Source organism: Kribbella antibiotica, assembly GCF_004349055.1.
Taxonomy (GTDB): Bacteria; Actinomycetota; Actinomycetes; order Propionibacteriales; family Kribbellaceae; genus Kribbella; species Kribbella antibiotica.
In genome coordinates this window covers 24,420-40,254 of the sequence record NZ_SMKX01000002.1, presented here as the reverse complement: position 1 = coordinate 40,254, position 15,835 = coordinate 24,420, and the positions used below count along the sequence as shown (strand labels likewise).

Here is a 15,835-nt window from a genome sequence, read left to right as displayed (position 1 = left end):
CGTCTCCGCCCCGACGCATTGGAGCTGCCCTGATGAGACGTTTGTTGTTGGTCCTGGTGACCGCCCTGTTGCTGGTGGTCGGTCTGGTCCCCGCCTCCGCCCAAACCATGGCTCCGACCGCCAGCGGCACGCTGCTGCAGCCGGCCGGAGCGAGCCTCTATCCCCGCGCCATCCGCCTGCAGAACAGCGGTACGGCGAACGGCCGGATCATCGCGAGTGTCGTGTCCTTCCGAGGCTCGGCGAACGGCGTCGGCGTGATCCACGAGAGTACGAATGACGGCGCGAGCTTCGCCGAGGTCGGCGCGGTGGCCGATCCGGAGGCCGCGAACAACCAGGGTCTGTGTTGCGCGACCCTCTTCGAGTTGCCGCGTCAGATCGGCTCGATGCCGGCCGGTACGTTGCTGTGGGCCGGTTCGGTCGGTTCGAACGACCGCCCGATGGGGATCCGGATCTGGAAAAGCAACGACATCGGCCGGACCTGGAGCTACCTGTCGAACTGCGCGACCGCGCCGAACGACAAGGGCCTGTGGGAACCCGAGTTCTCGGTTGCCGCCGACGGCCGGCTGGTCTGTCACTACGCCGACGAGACCGACGGTGTCCACAGCCAGAAGCTGATGGAGGTCCGCAGCAGCGATGGCATGAACTGGACCGATCGCGTGCCGACGGTGCAGAGCACCACCGGCGGTCATCGTCCTGGCATGCCGGTCGTGCGGCAGCTCAACCCGAGTTTCTACATCATGGTCTACGAGATCTGCGGGCTGGGCGGCCAGTACGACTGCGTCGTGCACAAGCGCACGTCGAGCGACGGCTGGAACTGGGGATCGCCAAGTGACCTCGGCAGCCGGCCACAAACCCTGGACGGCAAGTACTTCGCGCATGCGCCGACCGTGGCTGTTGCCGGTGGCAAGTTGTTGCTGATCGGCCAGATGTTGCTCAACGCGAACGGTTCGGTTGCCGCAGACAACGGTCGCACAATCTTGGCCAGTACCGAGGGCGGCAACGGAGCCTGGTACGAGCTCGAGTCGCCGGTCCAGGTCCCGAATCCCTACAACCACTACTGCCCGAACTACAGCTCACCGCTGGTTGGCTCGGCCGATGGCAACCGCGTTCTGCAGTTGGCGAGTGACTTCAGCAACGGCGACTGCCAGACGTTCTTCGCGACCGGTTCCACGAACGGCACCGGGACGGATGCCGGCGTGGTCGGCGGAGCGACGTACCGGCTGCTCAGCGCGCAGAGCACCCACTGCATGGATGTTGCTGCGGACTCGCGTGAGTACGGCGGCCGGATTCAGCAGTGGTACTGCAACGGCCTTGGCCCGCAGAACTTCCAGTTCACTGCCGAGGGCAACGGGTTGTACCGGCTGAAGGGACAGAACAGCCAGCTCTGCGTCGAAGTCACCAAGAACTCGTTCGAGCCTGGTGCGAAGATTCAGCAATTCGCCTGTCAGGACGGCGGCTGGCAGCGCTGGCGGTTCGTGAACGTCGGTCGCAATTACTACAAGATCGTCGGCCAGAACTCCGGCCTCTGCCTCGATGTTGCCGGCGGCTCCACCGCGGCCGGTGCCGACCTCCAGATCTGGCACTGCAACAACCTGCAGCCCCAGATCTGGAAGCTCGAACGCCGCTAGGGCCGGGTGAGAAACTCGACCAGCTCAGTCGGCGTCGGCCCGGAGTCGAGAAGAGTGATGAGCTCGTCGCGCTGCTCTGGCGCTACGAGCTCGATCCCGCCGAGGATCCCCGGCTCGTCGCCTGTGAGGGAGATCCGAGCGCAGACCAGGTCGCCAATCGCGACCTCTGTGCTCGCAATGCGTTCGCGGGCTTGGACGGTCTCACCACTGCGTAGATCGTGCAGCGTCAGGTGTTCGCCGGGCTCGATTGCGGTCACCTCGTGCACCGAACGTTTCGTCGCCACCCACTGCTTCGCCAGCGCCTGCTCATCTTCCGGCAGCAGCACACCGCGGATGTCGAGGAACTCCGCGAAGCCGCCACCCTCGAACAGCAGCGCGTCCATCACGAGCGGATCCGTGACGGCGTCGAAGATCTCCTCCTCGGTCTCGGCATACTGAGCGCGGACATCGCTCAAATTGTCGTGGAGCAGGTGCCGCGGCGAGTCCATCTGATAGCGGGAGGTCTTCTCGTACAGCCACAATGCACGCTCTTCCGGCGAGAGTCCGCCGCCGGTGAGGTGACACTTCTTGAACTTCTTCCCGGACCCACACCAGCACTCGTCGTTCCGCCCGATATCGGTCCGCGGCGCCGCGTCGTACCGCTCGAAGGCCTGGACGATCGGCTCGTCGTCCGGCACCCCGATGCGCCGCAGCAGCGACAGCCCGCGCGTGGTGTTCCCGCGGTCGAAGGAGTATCGAGCCAGCGCCGAGACGGTCAGCGGCCATTCGGAATCGAGCGCCTCGGACTCCAGCAAGACCTGCTCGGCAGCCGCGACCTCGCCGAGCAGCTCGTGCGACCTGGCCCGAAGCCAGCGCAGCGCGGGCCAGGTGTTCTTGGCCAGCAGGGGCTCGAGCTTCTCGGCGAACTCGCCCAGCGGTTCGGCGAGCAAGCGGTCGTAGGAGGTCGTCTGCTCCAGTAGCGCCATGGCGACGAACGGCTCGCTCAATGGGGACAGCGCCGCGATCGCAGTCGGATCAAGAGGGACCTCGTCGAGCACCTGCTCGTACAGAGTGATACCAGCCTGTACGGCGCGCGCCTCGACCTCATCGAGTTCGTAGCGCTCCATCAGACCGGCGTGGTGAGTGTCGGACTCCCACCCGTCGAAGTCGAAACCGTCCCGCGCGAGCATGTCGACTGTCCGGGTGAGACCACTCGCGGCGAACAGCTCGTCCAGCGGCAGCAACGGCTCCCGGAAGAGCTCGGGATCCGCGGCACACGCCGTCAAGATCGCCGCTTCGACCTGCTCAGGCTCGTTCTGCTCCAGTACGGCGTTCAGTGCCTCCGCGACTGCGGTGATCGCCTTCGGATCGGCTGGCGCCGCCGGAACCTCGAGGGCGAGGCCCTGCTCGCCGATCCGCAGCGCGACCAGGTCGCCGGACTGGAGGTTCTGGCCGGCCCAATATCCCTGGGGGAGGAGGACGACCTCGTAGTCGAAGATCTGGTGGAGATCGACACCGCGCTCGACGAGCTTGTCTGTCTCAAGAGGGAGGATCACCAGCTCGATCGCGGTGCCGTCGGCCAGGTGCGCCTCGTCGGTCTCGATCAGCAGGGAGGCGGAGGTCAGGTCGGGCACCAGAAAGAGCAGATCGTGGGCAACCTCCGGGTCGGTCAGCCGATGAGCGAGCACCCGCCCGGCCAGCAAAGTGGGGAGCCAGGCCCAGCGGTCGTCGGCCAGGAGCACCACCTGGGAGTCCGGCAGCTGCTCGAGCTCGTCCGCCAGGATGTCCGCGGCGTGCTCACCGAGGTCGATTCCGAGTTCGGCCAGTTCGGGGAACAGCTGCTCGTCGGTCAGCGGTCCGCGCGCCGCAAGAATCTGCCCTACAACATCCAAGACGCTCATGGATCGCAACTCTAGTAGACCGTAGTGTTGGCCCCATGAATCTGAAGCTCTCGAACGGTACCGAGATCCCCGCGGTGGGACTGGGCGTATGGCAGGTGGAGGACGGGGCACAGACCGAGCGTGCGGTCTCGGCGGCGCTGGAGGCCGGGTACCGGCTGATCGACACCGCGCAGGGCTACGGGAACGAGGCGAGCGTCGGGAAGGCGATCCGCGAGAGCGGCATCCCGCGCGCGGAGATCTTCCTGACGACCAAGTTCCTGCCCGCGGAGGACGACCCGTTCGTCGAGGCGGAGAAGAGCCTGGAACGGCTCGGCACCGACTACCTCGACCTGTACCTGATCCACTGGCCGCAGGGTGGACCGACCTGGGCCTGGCCCGGGATGGAGAAGGTCAGCGCGGCAGGCCTGTCGAAGGGCATCGGCGTCTCGAACTTCAGCGCCGCCGAGCTCGCCGAGCTGGCGAAGGTGAGCGAGATCCCGGCCGCCGTGAACCAGGTCTACTTCAGCCCGTTCGCCTACCGCCGGGCCCTGCTCGACGCGGGCAACGAGGCCGGCCTGATCACCCAGGCCTACAGCCCCCTGGGCACCGGCGAGCACCTCACCGACCCGGTCGTCGGCCGGATCGCCGAGGAGCTCGGCCGCACTCCGGCCCAGGTCCTGATCCGCTGGGGCGTCCAGAAGGGTCTGTCGGTCATCCCGAAGTCGGTGAACCCGGAGCGGATCCAGAAGAACTTCGCGGTCTTCGACTTCGAGCTCGACGACGCGGCGGTGGCCACCCTGGATGCCCTCGACACCACGGGCGGCACCACCGAGTCGAACGAGAACAAGTGGTGGTGACGAAGTAGGCAGTCGGTGGGCACCGGATCCGCCCCGACCCAGGTGCCCACCGACTGGCTTTGCTAGCGCAGCTGCTTACAGCTCTATCGGAGCTTTTTGAAGGCAGTGCGCACTTCCTGAGTCAGCAACGCAGGCTGCTCCCAGGCGGCGAAGTGGCCGCCGCGGTCGACCTCGTTCCAGTGGATGAGGTTGCCGAAGGTCTTCTCACCCCAGCTGCGCGGTGCGCGGTAGATCTCGGCCGGGAAGACGGTCACCGCGACCGGCACCCGCGGGATCGGTACGGCGTTGAACGGACCGCCGCCCGCCTGGGCGCCTTCCCAGTACGAGCGCGAGGACGACGTACCGGTGTTCGTCAGCCAGTAGAGCGAGATGGCGTCCAGGATCTCGTCGTACGTGAGGACCTTCTCCGGTACGCCGCCGCTGTCGGTCCACTCGGCGATCTTGTCGTAGTAGTACGCCGCCATCGCGACCGGTGAGTCGGCCAGCGCGTACCCGATCGTCTGTGGGCTCTGGTTCATCATCGCGGCGTAGCCGAAGCCGTCACGGTAGAAGTGCAGCAGCCGGTCGTAGGCGACCTTCTCGCGCGGCGACAGCGTCTTCGGCGCCGAGTCGAAGTTGCGCAGGTGCCGCAGGACGTCGTCCGGCACGGTGCCCGGCATGTTGATGTGGATGCCGAGCAGGCCCTTGGGCTCCTGGGTCGCCAGGACCTCGGAGATGATCGCGCCCCAGTCGCCGCCCTGGGAGACGTACTCCGGGTAGCCGAGGCGCTGCATCAGTTGGTGGAACGCGGTCGCCATGTGGCCCGGGTTCCAGCCGCCCTTGGTGGGCTTGCCGGAGAACCCGTAGCCCGGGAGGGTCGGCAGTACGAGGTGGAACGCGTCCTCGGCCTTGCCGCCGTGCGCGGTCGGGTTGGTCAGCGGGTCGATGATCTTCAGCAGTTCGATGATCGAGCCAGGCCAGCCGTGTGTCATCAGCATCGGCAACGCGTTCGCGTGCTTGGAGCGGATGTGCGCGAACTGGATGTCGAGGCCGTCGATCGAGGTGATGAACTGCGGCAGCGCGTTCAGCTTGGTCTCGACCTTGCGCCAGTCGTAGTGCGAACCCCAGTACTCGACCAGCGGCTTGATCTTGCCCAGCTGCGCACCTTGGGTGCGGTCGGCAACGGTCTCCCGGTCAGGCCAGCGGGTGCCCTTGATCCGCCGCCGCAGATCGGTGATCGCGGCCTGCGGCACCTTGATCTTGTACGGGCGGATCCGAGCGTCGGGCTGGGCGCCGGTGGCGTGCGCCAGATTCGGTACGCCGAACTGGACGGCGGCCGCACTCGCGGCGGCGAGGCCGAGGAACTGACGGCGGTCGGTCATGGGGAGGGCTCCTTCTGCGCTGCGGACTGGCACTTACCTGTCCACCATCGCCAGACCGGAGCCGGGTCGCCCCAGTGTGCACACTGGGGCAACCCACGTGTCAGCGCGGACCCCACTAGTCAGCGGGGGTAGGCGTCTCGCAGTTGCCGCCGGGAGGTGATCCCGAGCTTCGCGAAAGTCTTCCGCAGGTGCCACTCGACAGTCCGCGGGCTGAGGAACAGCTGCGCCGCGATCTCCGGGTTCGTCAGCCCGTCCCGAGCCAGCCCGGCGATCTGCGCCTCCTGGGTGGTGAGCTCGTTCACAGTCTCGACCGACCGCTTCCGGACGGTCTCACCGGTCGCGAGCAGCTCGTGCCGCGCGCGCTCCGCAAAGGCTCCGAGGCCGAGGTTGGTCAAGGCGTCGTACGCCGTTCGCAGCTCGCCGCGTGCATCGGCGCGACGACCCTCGCGACGCAACCATTCGCCGTACAGGAGTCTGCTGCGCGCAGCCTCGCCCTGCAGACTCGTGCGGTCGAGACACTCGATCGACCGCCGATACTCACCCTCGTCGTTGTTCAGCAGCGCTCCGACCCGCGCCTCGATCCCACGACTCCACTCAGTCGGTACGGCGGCCGCTCGCGCCCGCAACCAGGTGAGCGTCGACTCGACCAGGTTGCTGTCGCCGGTCCGCGATGCCGCCTCCGCAAGCTCGCTCGCCACCAGAGCGCCGTACCCGATCACGTCCTGCTCGAAGAGCCGCATCGCCGCATCGCGTGCCGTCTCGTAGCGCCCCAACCCGTTGTTCAGAACGGCTTCCGCGTACGTCGTCAGCACGCCCGCTCCGCTCGTGGTTGCCGGCTCGCCCCGGAAGGCGGTGACCAGCCGGGCGCCGTACTCGACCGACGGATTGCCGGTCGCGGTGGCGATTCGGCGTTGCTCGTCGACCATCCGGCTTGCCGCGGTGAGGTCGCCGCCGATGCACTGCAGCGCTGCGCCGAAGTCGAGCGCGAACTGCAGCCGCAACAGCGCGCCGGTCTGCCGCGCAATCCGCTCCTGCCGAGCTACGAGCCGCTGCCCAGTCTCCAAATCCCACAAGTCAACGGCGATGATCCCGCCGACCAAATGCCCCGTCGCCTGATCCGAGTGATCCCGCAGCTCAGCCGCCAGCGCCCGAGCCAGGTCAGGCGCTGCCGTCACATATCCGCGCGTGAACCGCGCCGCCAACGCCTCCAGCAACGACTCGGCGAGCCCAGCCGGTTCCGGGACGGCTGCGGCCACCTCCGCGACGATGCCCTTGGCGTCCGGCCCCGCCGCCCAGATCGCCGCGGTCAGAGCGGCGAGGCGAGTGCTCTGGGCGAGGTCGGGTTTCAGGGGTTCGAGCTGGCGTGCTGCGTCGAGCAGCGTGGCAGCTGCAGTCTGGTTGTCGCCCTGGTCGAACTGGATCTGGCCGCGCAACCGTTGTGCCAGCGCGGTCCGGAGCTCGTCGGGCGGGCTGTTCTGCAGGTTGTCGAGGAGACTGAGGGCGGTGTCGAGCGCGCCACCGGCACAGCGGGCAGTCGCGGCAGCCAGCATCCGCTCGGCCCGGCGCTCGGGATCCAGCGTCAGCTCGACCGCGCGCTCCAGGAAAGCACCCGCCGCGAAATGGCCGCCCCGCTCGCGGACCCCAGCAGCCGACCGCTCGAGATCGGCGGCGACATCCTCATCAGGCAGCGGGCTCGCCTGCGCACGGTGCCAAGCGCGGCGATCCGGATCACGGTCCGGATCGGTCACCTCGGCGAGCGCCAGATGGGCAGCCTGGAGATCCGACGCGGAGGCAGTCCGGTACGCCGTCGATCGGACGAGCGGATGCCGGAACCGGATGTGCGTTCCGAAGGTGATCAGCCCGGACTCGAGCGCGGTCGTGGCGGCCTCTGCGCCAAGCCCGAGGTGCTCGGCCGCACGCCAGAGCAAGGTCGGATCGCCCAGCGGTTCGGCCGCCGCCAGCGTCAGCAGTTGCCGGGCAGTCGCGGGCAGCTCGTCGAGTCGCTGCTCGAAGCTCTCCTCGATCAGTGCCGTTCGCCCGTCAGCATGCCCGGCCCCCGTGTGCGGGAGCTCCAGCAACGCGAGCGGATTGCCCTGGGCCTCGGCCACGATCCGGTCCTTGACCCGGGGATCGATCAACCCAGGAAGTGACGTCGTCAGCAGCGTCTGCGCATCAGCGCGGTCCAGGCCACCGAGCTCGAGCTCGCGGACCCCGGTGAAGCGGTGCTGGACACCGTTGCGGACGGCAATGATCATCACGACCGCCTCGGCGTTCAGGCGCTGGGCGACGAAGGCAAGGATGACTTCCGACATCTTGTCGAGCCACTGGGCATCGTCGATCAGGCAAATCAGCGGTTTGTCCGCGGCTGCGTCCGCCAGCAGGTTCAGCACCGCCAACCCGACCAGGAACGCATTCGGCGTCGGCCCGCTGACCAGGCCGAACGCCGTACCGAGGGCTTCGGCCAGTGGGCCGGGCAGCCGGTCGAGGTTCTCCAGAAAGGGCTGGCAGAGCGGATACAGCCCGGCGTACGCGAGCTCCATCTCGGCCTCGACACCCGCAGTGCGCGTGAAAACGCAGCCTGTGGTCCGGTCCACCAGCGCCTCGAGCAACGCCGTCTTTCCTACACCCGGCTCGCCTCGCACGAGCAGCGTTGCGCTGCGCCCACCGCGGGCAGCCTCGATCAGGCGATCGAGCTCGATGCTCTCCGCACGGCGCCCCACGAGCTCAGCTCTGACCACCTGGGCATAGTACTGACTGATTGTGAAGGTTCTGTTTAACGAACCAGACCCGATTCCCAGGCCCAGACGGCGACCTCGGTCCGGTTGCGGGCGTCGATCTTGCGCTGGACGGCGGTCAGGTGCGATTTCACCGTCGACAGGGAGATCAGCAGCTCCTTGCTGATCTCGGCGTTGGTCCGGCCGCGAGCGACCGCCATCGTCACGTCGGTCTCGCGCTGGGTGAGCGCGGGAATCGCTCGGCGCGCCTTGCCGCTCGGCGACGAGAACTGGGCCAGCAGCCGCGTGGTGATCGACGGGGAAACCAGCGATTCGCCGTTCGCCGCCGCATGCACGGCCTCGACCAGCAGCCGCGGGCCGGCGTCCTTGAGCAGGAACCCACAGGCACCGGAGCGCAGCGCCTCATGCACGAGCTCATCCAGATCGAACGTCGTTACGACCAGCACCCGCAGCGGATCGCGCACGTCCGGACCGGCCAGGATGCGGGTCGCCTCCAGGCCGTCGAGCAGCGGCATCCGGATGTCCATCAAGGTCACGTCCGGCCGCAGTTCCTTGGCCAGGGCAACGGCTTGCCTGCCGTCGGCAGCCTCACCGACGACCTCGATCCCGGGCTCCCGCTCGAGGATCAGCTGGAACCCCGCGCGTACCAGGGCCTGGTCATCGGCCAGCAGCACGCGCAGCGTCACGAAGTCTCCTTGGACAGAGGTAGTTGGGCGAGCACCTGCCAGCTGCGCTCACCATAGGGGCCGGCGGTCAGCGTGCCGCCCAGTGCATCGATTCGTTCGCCCATCCCGATCAGCCCGTAACCGCCCGCCGTACGACGAGTGCGCGTGAGACCGTCATTGCGGATCTCGACCCGCAGCAGCCGATCCTCGGCCGTGACAGCGACCGTCACCTGCCGCGCGTCAGGCGCGTGCTTGCGGACGTTCGTCAAAGACTCCAGTAAGACGCGGTGCACGGTCGAGACGGTCTCCGGCGCGACCGCCAGCTCGGCCAGCCCGGGCGCCATCCGAAGGATGACGTTGCCGTCGACAACCGACTGGACCGACTCGACCAGCCCGCCGGCGATCACCGCAGGCGCGTCGTCCGGACTCCTCAGTACGCCGACCATTCGCCGTACTGCAGCCAAGGCTTCGGATCCCGCTTGCTCGATGTCGCCGAGCAGCTTCTGTTCGGTGCCGTCGGCAAGGACCACCTGAGCCGCCTGGGCGCTGACGACGACGCCGGTGATGTGGTGCGCCACCAGGTCGTGCAGCTCGCGGGCCAGCGCCAGTCGTTCGCGGTTCCGGGCGGCGGCCAAGGCCTCCTCGCGGCGCGCGGCGCCATCGCGCAGGATCAGCCCGACGGCGACCCCGACGCCCCAGAGGATGGCCCAGAAAACCGCGATGGTGAGGGCCGCCTGGTCACCGCTGTAGCGGCTCACCGGAGCGATCACCATGGCGAACCCGCCGACCACTGCGAGCGCACCTGCCTCGATCGGCGGTAGCCGATGGCAGCAGGCGCCGATCAGGAGCATCAGCGCCAGGGTCTCGCAGTCCCCGGCGAGGCGGGCGGCTGGTTCGGCCAGCCCACCGACCCCACTGCACAGCAGCGAGATGGCGACCGCCACGGCCGCGAGCTGGCCGGTCCGCTCCGGATAGCGGCGGCGCAGCAGGGCCAGCGCGCCGATGACCACGCCCGACGAGAAGTAGAACACCTCGCCGGGCCGCGGTCCGTGCAGGATGAACCGCGAGATCGCCTCATGGACGTTCAGACCGAGCAGGAGGGCGATCTCGGCGATCATCAACGCACGGGAGCGAGTCATCGTGGCGACGCCGCCGCCGTACAGGTGTAGTCGTGCGCCGGGCGGACGCCGGTCGTCAGGAACGTTGTCGCCGCGTAGTTGGCGCACTGGTTCTTACCGAACACGTAGACACCGTGACCACCTTCGTCGGCCGTGACCATCGTGGCCCGGTCGCCCAGAGCCTGCCGCATCTTGCGGGCTCCGGCCAGGGGAGTGGCGGGATCGCGAAGGTTCTGCACCATCAGCACGTTAGCCGGACCGTGGTCGCCGATCTGGATCGGCGGCTCGGCCGGGTTCGGCCAGTAGGCGCACGGCTGGACGTTGGCGCCGGCCGCACCGAACAGCGGGAAGCGAATCCGGTCGACGGCGACCGCGTGCTGATAGGTCTTGACCGAGGTCGGCCAGCGACTGCTGTTGCAGATGATGGCGTAGCGGCCGGAGATGACCTGATCGACGCCATCCGCGGCGATCTTGGCCGCGCTCGCTTCGAGCGGTGCCGGTGGCTCGCCCGCGTCGAGCGACTTCCACAGCTGCGCGAGCCCCGGCATCTGCGTGGCGCCGTACGAGTAGGCGAAGTTGAGCAGCCGGAACATGCTGCCGTCGAACTCGACGCCGTCCGCCGGAATGGGGTTCTTGTCCAGCCGCGCTGCCAGCTCGTGGAACTTCGCGGTCACCTGAGCCGGCGTCCGGCCCAGACCGTACTCGCGGAAGTTGGCCGCCGCGTACGCCGCGAAGTCCGGGAACCGGTCCTCGACGCCCTGCGAGAACAGCCGGTCACTGGGGTAGTCCCAGCCGCCCGGGGCGAGATTGCTGTCGAGCACGAACCGGTCGCTGCGCTCCGGGAACAGCGTCGTGTAGACCGCCCCGAGGTGCGTGCCCCAGGAAGCGCCGAGGTACGACGTCTTGGCCTCGCCGAGGGCGCTGCGGATCTGGTCCATGTCCCGGGCCACGTTGGCGACCGACATGTGGGGGAGCAGGGAGCCGGTCTTGGAGGCCGCGCATTGCTTGGCGATCTGCTGGACCTCGCCGGCCCGCTTGACCACGTCAGCGGCATTCTTCGCGTACGGCGGGATGTTGCCGTACAGCTGCTGTTCCGCGGTCAGATCGCAGGTCACCGGCGTACTGTGCCCGATCCCGCGCGGATCGAATCCGATCACGTCGTACTGGTCGAGAACGCTCTGCGGCAGCTTCGCCAGCACGAGGGTGGCCGGGTAGCCGAGCCCGGCCGCGGGTCCGCCGGGGTTGGTCATCAGGATCCCGCGGCGCTTGGCCGGGTCCTTGCTCGGCAGCCGGGAGACCGCGACGTCGATCTTCGGACCGGCTGGATTGCGGTAGTCGAGCGGGACTTTCAGGGTCGTGCACTGCATTCCAGCGGGAAAGGGAATGCCCGGCGAAGCATCCGCCGGGCACGCGTCCCAGTTCAGGTCATCCTTGGTCTCGGCTTGTGACGTGCTGGGGATCAGAGCCGTCGCCATCGTGGCGGCGGCAACTGCCAGGGACAGGGTCTTCCGCATTTCTCGTTCCTCCCGAGCTTTGTGGACGACCCCAACCCTTCCGGCTGGGAGGCCGGCTCACATCGCACGCGCGGCCACTTCGGACCCGGCCAAAAGTACGAGCCGCTCGGAGCGCTGGGCGCGAACGGCGAGGGCGATCATCACGGCGGGGATCAGCAGGTCATAGAGCAGGACGCCGCCGGTGTTGCCCGGGGCGTGGTCGCCCTTGAAGAAGAACTGGTACAGGTGGCCGAGGTCAGCTCCCCAGAGGAACATGCCGGCGCCGAGGCCGATGGTGAGGCGCTCGCGGGCGTTCGACTTCGACGACGCGGCGCGGAACGCCAGGACGGCCAGGCAGAGGTTGGCGCAGCCGATCTCGAACTCGAACGGCGTCTGCTTGAAGCCGATCGCCTCGGACATCACGCCGGGGATGGTGAAGAACGAGACCACCATCCATGCGCTTCCCCCTCCGAGGGCGGCGCCGGCCCACCAGCGCTGCCAGGTTTCGAGCCTCGCCTTGGGGGAGGTGACGTTGCGGGTCTTGATCAGGGCGCCGGCGACCGCCAGGACGAGCCAGATCATCGGAACGGATGTTTGGGCGATGTAAGTCGATGTGCTCATGCTTGAAGTAGTCATAGCGGCAATGTTGCAGGGTTAATATTAACCTGTCAACATTCACGGTATGCTCACCTTTGTGGATGACGGACTGGCAGACCTGTTGCACCGTGTAGTGCTGATGATCGGAGAGTCGGCGCGCCGACGAACCGAGGACACTGACGGCCTCACCTATAGCCAGTTGCGCTTGCTGGGCACGGTGGAGGACATCCAGCCGGCCACTCAGCATCAGCTCGCGCAGGCGATGGCGGTCTCTGACCCGGCGATCAGCCGCGCGCTGAAGCCGCTCGAAGCGGCGGGCTATGTCCAGGTCGTCACCGACCCGGATCACGCCCGGCGCAGGCTGGTGACGATCACCGAGACCGGCCGGAAGGTCTTCCATAACAGCGGCAAGCCGCTGGTCGAGGAGTTACGCAAGCATCTGGTGGCCTCGGGCTTCCCCTACGAGCGGTACCTGCAGGACACCAATCAGCTCGCCGAGCTGCTCAAGCCGCGCGCGGGGTCATGAACGGGGGCGTTGTGCTCACCGTGAGGTAGCAGGCACATACTGCTGCAGGCGGCCGGATGAGGCCGGTTGCCGCTACCTACCAGTTCGGAGTAAATGCATGTCCGGTTTGACCCGGCGTTCCGTCCTATTCGCTGTCCCGGCCGCTGCCGCCGCCATCGCATCCCCGGCTCTGATCGGCCGAGCGACCGCCGCCACCCCGCACCAGAGCCCGATCGACATCCACCGCAGCGGAGCCGTCGTCGCCCACGACCTCCCCGCGCTCCACGTGCACTACCCGCGTTCGCTCGACCTGGAGATCCGTTACGAGAGCAAGGACTCCGGTCAGCCCGGCGGCTGCGAGCACCGCACCGCGGAAGAGACCGTCCTGGCCGAGATCCCAGCCGGTGCGGCCTGGGTGACGCTCGGCGGGGTTCGCTACGACCTGGCGAACTTTCACTTCCACACCCGCTCCGAGCACCGGCTCGACGGGCACCAGTTCCCGCTCGAGCAGCACTGGGTGCACCTCGGCCCGAACGGCGAGAAGCTCGTCATCGGCCTGTTCATCACCAGCGGCGGCCACGGTGGCACCCTGCAGGACCAGGCCTTGAGTACGGTCCCCGCCGAGTGCTCCGAAAACGTCCGCCTGCACGGCGCCAACCTGGCCGCCGCGCTTCCCACCGACCTCTCCACCTTCCGGTACGACGGCTCGCTGACCACCGCGCCGTACTCGGAGCCGGTGTCCTGGCTGGTGCTCAACCACATCCGCGAGATCAAGTCGTCCTCGCTCACGCACTTCCAGTCCCGCTTCCCCGACGGCGACAGCCGCCCGCTCCAGGCGCTGAACGGGCGGACCGTCAAGTACCGTCCCCAGCACTGAGCTAGTACCTGGGCATACCGAAGCGGCGCGATCGAGTCGTGTCAGCTCGATCGCGCCGCTTCAGTGATACCCCAAACCGGATCGTCAGGCGGCCGGGGGCATCAGGACCGTGTCGATCAGGTAGACGGTGGCGTTGACGACCGGTACGGCGGCCAACACCTCTACTTCGGGGCTGTGCAGGGGGTGGATGGGTCGGATCGGAGAAAGATTCTGAACCCATCCGGAGGCGGTGGCAGGACCGAAGAGCAGACGTCCTGTTCGGCTTTCCAGCCTTGGAGATTCCTGATGCTCACACTGGCCTTCATCGGATTGGTAGGCGGTCTGATCACCGGGGTCTCACCTTGTGTTCTGCCGATGCTTCCGATCATCTTCTTCGCCGGAACCAAACAAACGAAGACCACCAACAAGACCCGCGCCGAGGGTGACGTCCTCGTCGAAGAGATCGAGATCGCCAAGCCTGCAAGAGATTTCAGGCCGCTGAAGATCATCGCCGGGATCGTGGTTTCGTTCAGTCTCTTCACGCTCGCCGGCTCGGTGATCCTGTCCGCGCTCGGTCTGCCGGACAGCTTCCTGCGCTGGGGCGGCCTGACCATCCTGACGCTGGTCGGCCTCGGCCTGATCTTCCCGGCGCTCGGTCACTGGATCGAGAAGCCCTTCTACCGGCTGCCGAAGATCAACCGCAACAACAACGGCGCCTTCGTCCTCGGTCTCGGACTAGGCACCCTGTACGTTCCCTGCGCGGGACCGGTGCTTGCCGCGATCACGGTGGCCGGTGCCACGGGCAACGTTGGCTGGCGGACCGTCGTACTGACTGTGTCTTTCGCGATGGGCGCGGCGCTGCCGCTGCTGATCTTCGCGTCGGCCGGTTCGCGGATTTCCCAGCGGGTGAAGGCGTACCGCGATCACCAGAAGGGTTTCCGGATCGGCGGCGGTATCGTCATGATCCTGCTCGCCATCGCGCTGGCCTTCAACATCACCGACGTGATCCAGCGCTCGCTGCCGTCGTACACGAGTGGTCTTGAGAAGAAGGTTGCCGAGAACAAGACGGTCCAGGGTGTGCTCGCTCCGGCGCTCGGTCAAGGTGGTCAGGAGCTGGCGAAGTGCACGCCGGGGGCCGCCGAGCTGGCGATGTGTGGTGCGGCGCCGGAGTTCACCGGGACGCAGAAGTGGTTCAATACCCCGGGTGGTAAGCCCGCGACGCTCGCCGAGCTGAAGGGCAAGGTCGTCCTGGTCGACTTCTGGGCCTACTCCTGCATCAACTGCCAGCGCGCCACCCCGCACCTGCTCGCCTGGAACAAGGCCTACCAGTCCCTCGGCCTGCAGATCGTCGGCATCCACTCACCCGAGTTCGCGTTCGAGAAGAGCGCCGGGAACGTCGAGTCCGCCATCCGCAAGGAAGGCATCAACTACCCGGTCGGCCAAGACAACAACCTGGCCACCTGGACCGAATACCGCAACCAGTACTGGCCCGCGAAGTACCTGGTCGATGCCGGCGGCACCGTCCGATCGATCAAGTTCGGCGAAGGCAGCTACGCCCAGACCGAGAACCAGATCCGCCAGCTCCTCAAGGACGCCAACCCCAACGTCCAGCTCCCGGCCCCGGTCGACGGCACCGTCAAGGCAGACTCGATCGGCGCCGACGGAACCACGCCGGAGACCTACCTGTCCTACTCCCGCTCGGCCAACCTGAACGGCTCGGGCAAGCTCACCCCGAACAAGACCGTTGCCTTCGGCCTCAACCCCGAGCAGCCCGCCGACACCTACAGCCTCGGCGGAGACTGGGCGGTGGGTACGCAGAGCGTGACGTCGACCAAGACCTCGCAGAGCCGGCTGAACTTCAACGCAGCGAAGGTCTTCCACGTCCTGTCCGGCGAAGGCACCGTCACCGTGTCGATCCCGGGCCTGCCCGACAAGACCCTCAAGGTCTCCGGTACGCCGAACGCCTACCAACTGGTCGACCTGCCCAGCCAGCAACGCAAGACGATGACCGTCACCTACAGCCCCGGCTTGACGGCCTTCACCTACAGCTTCGGCTGAGGAGCAACCATGAGCGAGCACTGAACAGCGCTCTTGAAAGATCTGCAGCAGTTCGCCACCTTGTGAGACGAGCCCCACTGCGGGGGAATGTCTTCTAGGTTGG

12 protein-coding genes are annotated in these 15,835 nt (G+C 67.3%); 5 read left to right on the top strand and 7 right to left on the bottom strand.

The annotated features are described in order from the left end of the window. Positions 1-32: 32 nt before the first annotated feature. Positions 33-1,628, top strand: coding sequence for an RICIN domain-containing protein (locus E1263_RS00880; protein WP_132164249.1), 1,596 nt, complete (start codon positions 33-35; stop codon positions 1,626-1,628). Here the strand turns inward: E1263_RS00880 and E1263_RS00875 are convergent. Next, positions 1,625-3,508 (bottom strand): SEC-C domain-containing protein, encoded by a 1,884-nt coding sequence (locus E1263_RS00875; RefSeq protein WP_132164247.1) that lies wholly within the window; start codon positions 3,506-3,508, stop codon positions 1,625-1,627. The genes E1263_RS00880 and E1263_RS00875 overlap by 4 nt on opposite strands. Before the next feature lie 35 nt (positions 3,509-3,543). On the opposite strand from E1263_RS00875, the gene E1263_RS00870 reads away from it, so the two are divergent. Continuing rightward, positions 3,544-4,344, top strand: coding sequence for an aldo/keto reductase (locus E1263_RS00870; RefSeq protein WP_132164245.1), 801 nt, complete (start codon positions 3,544-3,546; stop codon positions 4,342-4,344). Positions 4,345-4,427: 83 nt separating this feature from the next. Here E1263_RS00870 and E1263_RS00865 read toward each other — a convergent pair whose 3' ends face one another. The 6 genes from E1263_RS00865 to E1263_RS00840 form a co-directional block, all read right to left on the bottom strand. Next, positions 4,428-5,705: an epoxide hydrolase family protein gene (locus tag E1263_RS00865; RefSeq protein WP_132164243.1), complete on the bottom strand. Its 1,278-nt coding sequence runs from the start codon at positions 5,703-5,705 to the stop codon at positions 4,428-4,430. 119 nt (positions 5,706-5,824) lie between these two features. After that, positions 5,825-8,443 (bottom strand): ATP-binding protein, encoded by a 2,619-nt coding sequence (locus E1263_RS00860; RefSeq protein ID WP_132164241.1) that lies wholly within the window; start codon positions 8,441-8,443, stop codon positions 5,825-5,827. Positions 8,444-8,478: 35 nt separating this feature from the next. After that, entirely contained in the window at positions 8,479-9,126 is a 648-nt protein-coding gene (locus E1263_RS00855) for a response regulator (protein ID WP_132164239.1), read from the bottom strand. Next, positions 9,123-10,244: a sensor histidine kinase gene (locus E1263_RS00850; protein WP_132164237.1), complete on the bottom strand. Its 1,122-nt coding sequence runs from the start codon at positions 10,242-10,244 to the stop codon at positions 9,123-9,125. Before E1263_RS00850 ends, E1263_RS00855 begins: the two co-directional genes overlap by 4 nt. Further along, positions 10,241-11,737, bottom strand: a complete 1,497-nt coding sequence (locus tag E1263_RS00845; protein ID WP_132164235.1) for an alpha/beta hydrolase — start codon at positions 11,735-11,737, stop codon at positions 10,241-10,243. The genes E1263_RS00850 and E1263_RS00845 overlap by 4 nt, the downstream gene beginning before the upstream one ends. 57 nt (positions 11,738-11,794) lie before the next feature. Continuing rightward, positions 11,795-12,337 carry a DUF6790 family protein gene (locus E1263_RS00840; RefSeq protein WP_132164233.1) on the bottom strand — a complete coding sequence of 181 codons (543 nt, stop codon included), beginning with the start codon at positions 12,335-12,337 and terminating at the stop codon, positions 11,795-11,797. 61 nt (positions 12,338-12,398) lie between these two features. Between E1263_RS00840 and E1263_RS00835 the strand changes: the two genes are divergently transcribed. From E1263_RS00835 to E1263_RS00825, 3 genes are all read left to right on the top strand, one after another. Further along, positions 12,399-12,839: a MarR family winged helix-turn-helix transcriptional regulator gene (locus tag E1263_RS00835; protein WP_202868656.1), complete on the top strand. Its 441-nt coding sequence runs from the start codon at positions 12,399-12,401 to the stop codon at positions 12,837-12,839. A 97-nt stretch (positions 12,840-12,936) separates the two neighbouring features. Beyond that, the gene (locus E1263_RS00830; protein WP_132164231.1) at positions 12,937-13,695 is read left to right on the top strand and encodes a carbonic anhydrase family protein; all 759 of its coding nucleotides are present in this window, start codon (positions 12,937-12,939) and stop codon (positions 13,693-13,695) included. Positions 13,696-13,980: 285 nt separating this feature from the next. After that, positions 13,981-15,732: a cytochrome c biogenesis protein CcdA gene (locus tag E1263_RS00825; RefSeq protein WP_132164229.1), complete on the top strand. Its 1,752-nt coding sequence runs from the start codon at positions 13,981-13,983 to the stop codon at positions 15,730-15,732. The last annotated feature ends 103 nt before the right edge of the window (positions 15,733-15,835 follow it).

What these genes read in the sequence shown, in the direction of transcription:
- E1263_RS00880 (WP_132164249.1), top strand. Translation starts at nt 33, where the DNA reads ATGAGACGTTTGTTGTTGGTCCTGGTGACCGCCCTGTTGCTGGTGGTC.
- E1263_RS00875 (WP_132164247.1), bottom strand. Translation starts at nt 3,508, where the DNA reads ATGAGCGTCTTGGATGTTGTAGGGCAGATTCTTGCGGCGCGCGGACCG.
- E1263_RS00870 (WP_132164245.1), top strand. Translation starts at nt 3,544, where the DNA reads ATGAATCTGAAGCTCTCGAACGGTACCGAGATCCCCGCGGTGGGACTG.
- E1263_RS00865 (WP_132164243.1), bottom strand. Translation starts at nt 5,705, where the DNA reads ATGACCGACCGCCGTCAGTTCCTCGGCCTCGCCGCCGCGAGTGCGGCC.
- E1263_RS00850 (WP_132164237.1), bottom strand. Translation starts at nt 10,244, where the DNA reads ATGACTCGCTCCCGTGCGTTGATGATCGCCGAGATCGCCCTCCTGCTC.
- E1263_RS00845 (WP_132164235.1), bottom strand. Translation starts at nt 11,737, where the DNA reads ATGCGGAAGACCCTGTCCCTGGCAGTTGCCGCCGCCACGATGGCGACG.
- E1263_RS00840 (WP_132164233.1), bottom strand. Translation starts at nt 12,337, where the DNA reads ATGAGCACATCGACTTACATCGCCCAAACATCCGTTCCGATGATCTGG.
- E1263_RS00835 (WP_202868656.1), top strand. Translation starts at nt 12,399, where the DNA reads ATGCTCACCTTTGTGGATGACGGACTGGCAGACCTGTTGCACCGTGTA.
- E1263_RS00830 (WP_132164231.1), top strand. Translation starts at nt 12,937, where the DNA reads ATGTCCGGTTTGACCCGGCGTTCCGTCCTATTCGCTGTCCCGGCCGCT.
- E1263_RS00825 (WP_132164229.1), top strand. Translation starts at nt 13,981, where the DNA reads ATGCTCACACTGGCCTTCATCGGATTGGTAGGCGGTCTGATCACCGGG.